A 4,335-nucleotide genomic window follows, 5' to 3' on the forward strand; every position below is an offset into this window, starting at 1 on the left:
CGTATCCGGGTGTGTCGCCTCTACGCGTTGCCCTGAAAGCGCCGCTGGGACTTGCCCTGGCGATCAGCCGGCAATGGACGCTGCGCGCGCTGACCTTCTGGCAGGGACTGAAAGCGCACAAACGCCCCGAGGAAGGCTGGCTCGGCGAGAAGGCCCCGCCCGGCTCTTACTGAGTCACCGCGTGAATTGACCGAGCGCGTGGTCAGCGACGATGTCCACTTCCTGCATTTACGCGCAGGTGACATTCGTGTCTCAGTTCAATGCCCCGTTGCCAACCATTCATTTAGCCGAAATGAAAACGAAACCAACGTGGGATTTCGAGGCGGCGGAAAAATTACATCTTACGAGACGCATCGGTAACGCACGGATAAGGCTGCTGATTCGCCATCCGCTCATTCGCACACCCCTGCGATCTGCATAAAAACGAGCACTCGGCCGCAAGTCTTAGCGCGCGTGTTAATTGCTTGTATACGCCTGGTGATGATGAAAGACTCGATCTCAGACGAGGCCTTCCCCTACTAACGACCTCGTTATTACCAATGCCATCCAGCCACCTGACCACCGTGTCGGGGCGAGCTCGCATTGCCTGAAATAAGCATAAGGGTCGTGATCATGAAACGTAACAAGCTCGCGTGCGCCTTGGCCACGCTCCTTCTCACTCCGGTCGCAAGTACCGCGTGGGCACAGGCCGCCAGCACTGATGCGGCCCCCCAGAACACCAGCACCAACCCCAGCACCCTGCAGACCATTACGGTGACCGGCTCGGCCATTCCGCGTATCGATACGGAAACCGCTTCGCCGGTGACCACGATCTCGGCCAAGGACATCGCCCGCAGCGGCTACAGCACCATTTCCGACGTGGTGCGTTCCATCTCTGCCGACAACAGTGGCTCCATTCCCAACAGCTTCACTAACGGCTTTGCCGCGGGCTCGTCGGGTGTTGCCCTGCGTGGCCTGACAGTGAACTCCACCCTGGTACTGATTGACGGCCATCGTGCCGCCAACTATGCCGTGGCCGACGATGGCGAACGTTCTTTCGTCGATCTGAATACGATCCCGCTAGCCGCGGTCGACCGCATCGAGGTGCTGAAGGATGGCGCCTCCTCGCTGTACGGCGCCGATGCCATCGCCGGTGTGGTCAACGTGATCCTCAAACCCGGCTACCAGGGTGTGGAAGCGTCGGCTGACGTCGGCAACTCTGCCCACGGTGGTGGCTTTACGCGCAAGGGTACCTTCCTTGCTGGCGGCGGCGACCTGAACAAGGACGGTTACAACGCCTACTTCAGCGCGCAGTTCGAGGAAGACAACGCCATCCAGGCGGGTGATCGTGGCTTTCCTTACAACACCGAGGACCTGAGTCGCATCGGTGGCGCCAATCTCCAGGCGGGTCAGCCGGCCAACGGCTCAGGTTCGATCTACGGCTCGGTGACGCCCGGCACGCTGGGTACGCCAGGCGACGTCACGACGGGTATTCCGAACGACGGTGCCACCGCCAGCCTGCTGACGGGTGGCTGCGGCGTCAAAGGCACCCTTACCACCGATAAATCGGGCACCTACTGCCAGCAGAACACGACGGCGCAGTACACCCAGATCCAGGCCAAGACGAAGGAAGGCGGCGTCTATGGCCGCTTTACCGTGAAGATCAACGACACCACCAAAGCGTACGTGTCGCTCAGTTACATGGAGACGAAAACGGATACGGTCTCTTCCCCGGCCCAGATCCAGAGTTCGACGCCAAACAACACCAACAATATTGCCTTGCCGGCGTACCTGAGCAATGGCAGCCTCAACCCGAACAACCCCTTCGCCTCGAGTGGTCAGGCAGCCCTGCTCAACTACGCGTTCGGCGATATCCCCCGCGGTGACACCTACGATAACCACAACCTGCGTATTGTTGGCGATGTCGCAGGTACCTGGGGCGAATGGAATTACGATGCGGCACTCGTCCTCAACCACACCAGCCTGGATACCCAGCAGTTCGGCTATCTCCAGTACACGGGCCTGATCAACGCGATCAATACCGGTAGCTACAATTTCCTCAATCCCGCATCGAACAGCACGGCGGTACGAAACTCCCTCGCGCCGGGCTACGACAAGACCTCGACCTCGGACCTCGATGCCATCGACCTGGCAGCCAATCGCAGCCTGTTCGACTTGCCCGGTGGCGCGCTGGGTATGGCGGCAGGTATCCAATTGCGCCACGAAGCACAGAACGATCCCTCGCTGAATCCGGGTAACGAGTTCCAGGGCCTGGGCAACGCGCAGACCAAGGGTAGCCGCGATGTCGAGGGCGCGTACCTCGAGTTCGACGCGCCCTTGCTCGAATCGCTGGAGGCGGATTTGTCCGGCCGCGTCGATCATTATTCGGATATCGGCACGGAGTTCGCGCCCAAGCTGGGCCTGAAGTGGAAACCGCTTGATTGGCTGGCACTGCGCGGCACGTTCTCCAAGGGTGTGCGTGCGCCGAGCTTTTCAGAAAATGGCTCCAGCTCCAACGAAGGTTTCGTCACGTATAACCCGCCGGCATCGTTCGCTGCGGAACATGGCAACAACGGCTATGTCCAGGCGTACCAGCTGGCCCAGTTCACCGACGCCAACAAGGCCATCAAGCCGGAGCGGGCGAAGAGCTATACGTTGGGCGTCGTCTTGCAGCCGACCTCATGGCTGAATGCGTCGTTCGACTACTATCACATCAAGAAAACCGATGTGATTACATCGACCGATCCGAGCTCGATTCTTGATGCGTACTATGCGGGGCAGGCCTTGCCCGCAGGCACGCAGGTGATCGCCGATAAGCCCGATCCGCTCAATCCCAACGCCCTGGCACGTCCGATCGAAGTGATCGGAAGCTACATCAATGCCAACTCCCTGAAGACCGATGGCCTGGATGTCGACCTGCAGGCCCATTTCACCTTCGGTAACGGTATCCAGTACATCTCCGACTTCAGCGGTACGGATATCTTTTCCTGGAGGCTGACGCTGCCCGACGGCACGGTGGAATCGTTCGCGGGCACGCACGGTCCTTACAACCTGTCTTCAGGCGCCGGTACGCCGCGATATCGTGAGTCGTGGTCGAACACCATGATCTGGAACAACCTCACCCTCACCGGCACCTTCTATCACACCAGTGGCATGAAGAACACGGCGCCGGACGTGTACGGCAGTGACTGCATCCCCGATGGTTATTCCAGCTGCACGGTTGGTTCGTTCACCGAATTCAACCTCACCAGCAGCTACCAGTTCACACCTAAGATCGCCGTAACCGCTTCGGTCATGAACGCGTTCGACCGTAAGGCGCCGCTGGACGTGGCCAACTATGCGGGCGTCAACTACAACCCGACGTATGCCCAGGACGGCGCTATCGGCCGGTTCTTCAACCTGGGTGTGAAGGTCAAGTTGTAATCAGGCTGCTCGAAGGCTCAGGAAGTGGCGCGTGGGGCAACCCGCGCGTCACTTCTTTTTCCGTAACGATGCCTGCCCTACCGACTCACCGCCGGAAACAACCGAGCGCGTGGTCGTCGACGATACCGACCGCCTGCATCCAGGCGTAGGTGATGGTCGGACCGACGAACTTGAAGCCGCGCTTCTTGAGGTCCTTCGAGATCGTCACCGACAACGGCGTCTGTGCATGCACCGTGCGTCCGTCGCCGCGCAATACCTTGCCCTCGGTAAACGACCAGCAATAGGCATCGAAGGTCTCACCGCGCGCCTTCATCTCTTCGTAGACGCGCGCACCGTTGATGGTCGCTTCGATCTTTGCACGCGAACGGATGATGCCCGGATCCTCCAGAAGGCGCAGGATGTCCTTCTCGGTAAAACGCGCCACCTTCGCCGGGTCGAACCCCTTGAACGCCTTGCGGAAGGTTTCGCGCTTGCGCAGCACGGTGATCCACGCCAGGCCCGCCTGGAAGCCTTCCAGCATCAACTGTTCCCACAACAGGCGCGAGTCGTGCAAGGGCACGCCCCATTCCTTGTCGTGGTAGTCGGTGTAAAGCGGATCACTACCGGCCCACGTGCAGCGCTTGATTTCCTTGCTCATCGATCGACCCCAGGTTTGTCACAGGTCGGCATGATGCGGTGTTCCGAGGCGGCGCGCCATCCGATGCAACGCGGCGCGAAACGATGCGGGGTCGCGTTTCGCACGCGACAGCATCAGTGCACCCTGAATGCCGAGAACGATATCCTCCGCCTGCTCGCTCGCAACCTCCGCACTTCGGCCCAGTCGAACCAGGGCCGATGCCAACGCCTCGATCCAACGTACGAAGTAGCCGGATATCGCCGTCGCGAAGCGATCGCGGGTCTGGTCCAGTGCGAACGCCCCGACCAGGCATACGC

The 4,335-nt window shown here is 60.3% G+C and carries 3 protein-coding genes; 1 reads left to right on the top strand and 2 read right to left on the bottom strand.

Translation table 11 applies throughout. From position 1 onward, the window contains the following. Positions 1-612 precede the first annotated feature (612 nt). Positions 613-3,402, top strand: coding sequence for a TonB-dependent receptor domain-containing protein (locus tag AC1DT2_RS16660; protein WP_477297549.1), 2,790 nt, complete (start codon positions 613-615; stop codon positions 3,400-3,402). 85 nt (positions 3,403-3,487) lie between these two features. On the opposite strand, the gene AC1DT2_RS16665 is transcribed toward AC1DT2_RS16660, so the two are convergent. Together AC1DT2_RS16665 and AC1DT2_RS16670 are read right to left on the bottom strand one after the other, a co-directional pair. Beyond that, a complete protein-coding gene (locus AC1DT2_RS16665; RefSeq protein ID WP_477297551.1) occupies positions 3,488-4,039 on the bottom strand; it encodes a DNA-3-methyladenine glycosylase I in 552 nt (183 codons plus the stop codon). Positions 4,040-4,057: 18 nt separating this feature from the next. Next, positions 4,058-4,335: LmrA/YxaF family transcription factor (locus AC1DT2_RS16670; protein WP_477297553.1), on the bottom strand; the 278-nt coding region annotated here is incomplete at its 5' end.

The sequence above is a fragment of the Luteibacter sp. P4_E6 genome (assembly GCF_056401535.1).

What these genes read in the sequence shown, in the direction of transcription:
- AC1DT2_RS16660 (WP_477297549.1), top strand. Translation starts at nt 613, where the DNA reads ATGAAACGTAACAAGCTCGCGTGCGCCTTGGCCACGCTCCTTCTCACT.
- AC1DT2_RS16665 (WP_477297551.1), bottom strand. Translation starts at nt 4,039, where the DNA reads ATGAGCAAGGAAATCAAGCGCTGCACGTGGGCCGGTAGTGATCCGCTT.